The sequence below is a fragment of the Falsiroseomonas oryzae genome (assembly GCF_027856955.1).
Classification (GTDB): Bacteria; Pseudomonadota; Alphaproteobacteria; order Acetobacterales; family Acetobacteraceae; genus Falsiroseomonas; species Falsiroseomonas oryzae.
In genome coordinates this window covers 1-3,806 of sequence record NZ_JAPSMD010000481.1, presented here as the reverse complement: position 1 = coordinate 3,806, position 3,806 = coordinate 1, and the positions used below count along the sequence as shown (strand labels likewise).

General features: G+C 71.3%; 3 protein-coding genes. All 3 read right to left on the bottom strand.

Annotation, left to right across the window (positions count from 1 at the left end; genetic code table 11):
* Nucleotides 1-1,336: Hint domain-containing protein (locus OZN99_RS27410; protein ID WP_270938398.1), on the bottom strand; the 1,336-nt coding region annotated here is incomplete at its 3' end.
* Nucleotides 1,337-1,532: 196 nt separating this feature from the next.
* Complete coding sequence (locus OZN99_RS27405; protein WP_270938397.1) at nt 1,533-3,527, bottom strand: Hint domain-containing protein; 1,995 nt, start codon at nt 3,525-3,527, stop codon at nt 1,533-1,535.
* The coding region (locus OZN99_RS27400) for a hypothetical protein (protein ID WP_270938396.1) at nt 3,524-3,806 on the bottom strand (283 nt) is incomplete at its 5' end. The genes OZN99_RS27400 and OZN99_RS27405, both read right to left, overlap by 4 nt.

The following is a 3,806-nucleotide window of genomic DNA, read 5'->3' as shown; positions in this document are numbered from 1 at the left end:
CCCAGAGGACGGGCTTCATGGGCGCGCCGCGGCCGGAGAGGGTGGCGACGAGGTCGCCGGCCTGCAGGCGCTCCACCTCCACCTCGCCCTGCGCCGTCAGGATCCGCGTCCCGCCCGCGAAGCAGACGAAGAAGGTGCCGGTGCCGAAGCCGGTGGTGGTCAGGTCGGCCAGGCGGATGCTGCCGAAGTTGCTGGCCGTGGCGGTGAAGCCGCCGGGGCCGCTCAGGCTGAACTGGCCGCCGCCGATATCGGTGACGGTCAGGTTGCCGCTGGTGGTGAAGTTGAAAGCAAGGGTGTTGGTGCCGCTGCCGCCATCCGCGACGATGCCGGTGCCTCCGCCGGCCGTCTCGCCGACGATGATGAGGTCGTCGCCGGCGCCGCCTTCCGCAACGACCTGGCTGCCCGTGAGGTCGATGGTGTCCGCGCCGGCGCCGCCGACCACCCGCTGGATGTCGGTGAAGCTGTCGGTGCCGCCGAGCCCGTCGCTGCCGCCGGTGTTGGTGACGTTGATGCCCTGGGCGGCGGTGTTGGTGGCGTAGCTCGCGGTGTTGACGCCGGCGCCGCCGGCGAGCTGGTCGCTGCCGGCGCCGCCGATCAGCACGTCGTTACCGCCCGCACCGGCGATGGAGTCGTCGCCGTCGCCGGCGTTCAGCGTGTCGTTGCCGGCACCGCCCGACATCGACTGCGCGCCGCTGCCATCGGCGAAGATGGACACGCCGGTGGTGCTGGCGGGGTTGAACAGGCCGATATTCTCGACGAAGGCGGCGCCCTGGAGGGTGTAGTTGGTCGGGCCGGCGAGCAGGACGGTATCGGTGCCGTCGCCATCGGCGCCGACGATGCTGTCAGAGGCGGCGGTGACGACGAAGGTGTCGTTGCCCGAACCGCCGATCAGGGTGTCGACCGCCAGGCCGTCATTGACGGGGGTGAAGCTGGAGGTGCCGGTGACGAGGGAGCCGTTGAAGCCGGTGACGCTGCCGCCGATCAGGGTGTCGGCATCGGCGCCGCCCTCCAGCCGGTCGAAGCCAGTGCCGCCGACCAGGAAGTCGTTGCCGCCGAGGCCGTAGATGGTCTCCGCGCCGCCGCGCCCGTCCGCGAAGTCGTTGGCCCCGCCGAGCGAGACCGCGCCGTCGGCGGCGGTGCTGGAGCCGTAGTAGGCCAAGCTGTGCGGCGGGGTGCCGGGGATCAGGCCGGCATAGGGTCCGGTCTCGTTGGCGGCGTGGGTGATCTGGGTCTGGTTGAGCGGGGTGATGGGCTGCCAGGTGGTGCCGTCCCAGTAGAAGCCCTCGGCGTTGGTGCCGGGGTTCAGCGCAACCCCGTTGATCGTCGATCCGCTCATACCACCGGCCCCACCTGCTCGCGTTCACTTTACCCCATATGCAAAAACAGGTGATTGCTCAAGCGCAGTTCTCGCCCATTCGTTAATGTCGCACCCGCCCAACCTCTCGTCTGTGGCGAAAGGGCAGCACCGGGGCGGTCGCGGGCGGGGGGGAACGGCCGGGCCGGGCTGGTGCCCGGCCGCGGCCGCCAGAGGCTCACGCCATCGCGGCGCGGGCCCTGTCGCGAGGGGCATGCAGGGCGGTGCCCTGCGCGGCGATGGCGTTGCGGATGGCGGCGAGCTGGGGTCCGCCATGGACGAGGGGTGCGCAGGCGCGGGTGGCGTCCCAGCCGGAGCCGGCGGCCTGGAGGTTGTCGCGCACGGCGATCTGGGCGACGGCGGCGTTCTCGAACCAGCTGCGGTTGTCGCAGTCGAGCCAGCTTTCGGCCGCGGCGCCCTCGGCGAGCAGCACGTCATGGGCCTCGAGCTCGACGTGGTACCAGGTGACCTCGGTGGTCTCGCGCTCCACGGTGATGGTGGTGCCGTTGACCAGCAGGCGGGCCGGGACGAGGGCGCCGTCGAGGTAGAGGCAGTGGTCGGGGGAGACGACGAGGTCGCGGTGCGGGGTCTGCTCGGCGAGCGCGCCGGCGCGGATGCGGATGGGGGCGAGGTCCTCGGCGTTGGGGTGTCCGGCGAGGACGACGCGGCGGCGGCCGACCCAGAGGACGGGCTTCATGGGCGCGCCGCGGCCGGAGAGGGTGGCGACGAGGTCGCCGGCCTGCAGGCGCTCCACCTCCACCTCGCCCTGCGCCGTCAGGATCCGCGTCCCGCCCGCGAAGCAGACATAGAACGTGCCGCCGCCGCCGATCACCGTGTCCACGCCGTTCACGCCGCGGACGTTCTCGACGCTGTTCAGGATGTGGGTGACGCCGCCCGGTCCGGTGACCGACCAGTTGTTCAGGCCGCCGGTGGAGGTGAAGGTGTAGTTGCCGGAGGGGCCGAAGGTGGCGATGTCCGTGCCGCTGCCGCCGAAGACCGTGTTGTTGCTGCCGCTGAGCGTGAACAGGTCGTCGCTGTCGCCGCCATCCAGCGTGTCGTTGCCGTAGCCGGCGAGGCTGTCGGCGCCGCTGCCGCCGCTCAGGCTGTCCGCCGCGCCGTCGTCGCCGCCCGCGTCCAGGATGTCGTTGTCGGTGTCGCCGAAGATGGTGTCGGCGCCCAGGCCGCCGAGCAGCGTGTCGGTGCCGTTGCCGCCGTTCAGGCTGTCGTCGCCGCTGCCGCCGGAGAGGCTGTCGGCATCGGTGTCGCCGAGCAGCGTGTCGTTGCCTTCGCCGCCATCCAGCGTGTCGTTGCCGTTGCCGCCGTTGAGGCTGTCGTTGTCGTTGCCGCCGGAGAGGCTGTCGGTGCCGGTGTCGCCGAGCAGGGTGTCGTTGCCGCCGCCGGCCTCGGCCACGTCGTTGCCGTTGCCGCCGATCAGGCTGTCATTGCCCAGCCCGCCGGAGAGGCTGTCGTTGCCGTCGCCGGCGTTCAGCGTGTCGTTGCCGGCGCCGCCCGACATCGACTGCGCGCCGCTGCCGGCCGCCGTGATGGACACGCCGGTGGTGCTGGCGGGGTTGAACAGGCCGATATTCTCGACGAAGGCGGCGCCCTGGAGGGTGTAGTTGGTCGGGCCGGCGAGCAGGGCGGTGTCCACGCCGTCGCCATCGGCGCCGACGATCGAATCCGAGGCGGCGGTGACGATGAAGGTGTCGTTGCCCGAACCGCCGATCAGGGTGTCGACTGCCAGGCCGTCATTGACGGGGGTGAAGCTGGAGGTGCCGGTGACGAGGGAGCCGTTGAAGCCGGTGACGCTGCCGCCGATCAGGGTGTCGGCATCGGCGCCGCCCTCCAGCCGGTCGAAGCCGGTGCCGCCGACCAGGAAGTCGTTGCCGCCAAGGCCGTAGATGGTCTCCGCGCCGCCGCGCCCGTCCGCGAAGTCGTTGGCCCCGCCCAGCGAGACGGCGCCGTCGGAGGTGGCGCTGGCGCCGTAGTAGGCCAGGCTGTGCGGCGGGGTGCCCGGGATGGCGCCGGCATAGGGTCCGGTCTCGTTGGCGGCGTGGGTGATCTGGGCCTGGTTGAGCGGGGTGATGGGCTGCCAGGTGGTGCCGTCCCAGTAGAAGCCCTCGGCGTTGGTGCCGGGGTTCAGCGCAACCCCGTTGATCGTCGATCCGCTCATCGCAGGGCCCCGTTCACCTTCGGAACGGTGCTATACAGAAACTGACAAAGCCTCAAGATGTAGCGCAATTTATGGTTGATAAGTATTATTTTTGATAAGCATTCTTTTTCATACGGGCCCGCCGTCACCGCCGCATCTTGCCGGCACCTGCCGGCGCGGGCAGGGTTGCGCGTGGGACGCGCCGCCAGGGCGGGCGCGAGGGCCCGCTCGTGCCGGATCTCCGGGAGGGCTCCCAGGCGCCAGCCGCGTCCGGCGCGGGCCGCCGCATCGCGCCGCGCG

Excerpts from the sequence above, each read along its gene's own strand:
- OZN99_RS27405 (WP_270938397.1), bottom strand. The coding sequence starts at position 3,527 with ATGAGCGGATCGACGATCAACGGGGTTGCGCTGAACCCCGGCACCAAC.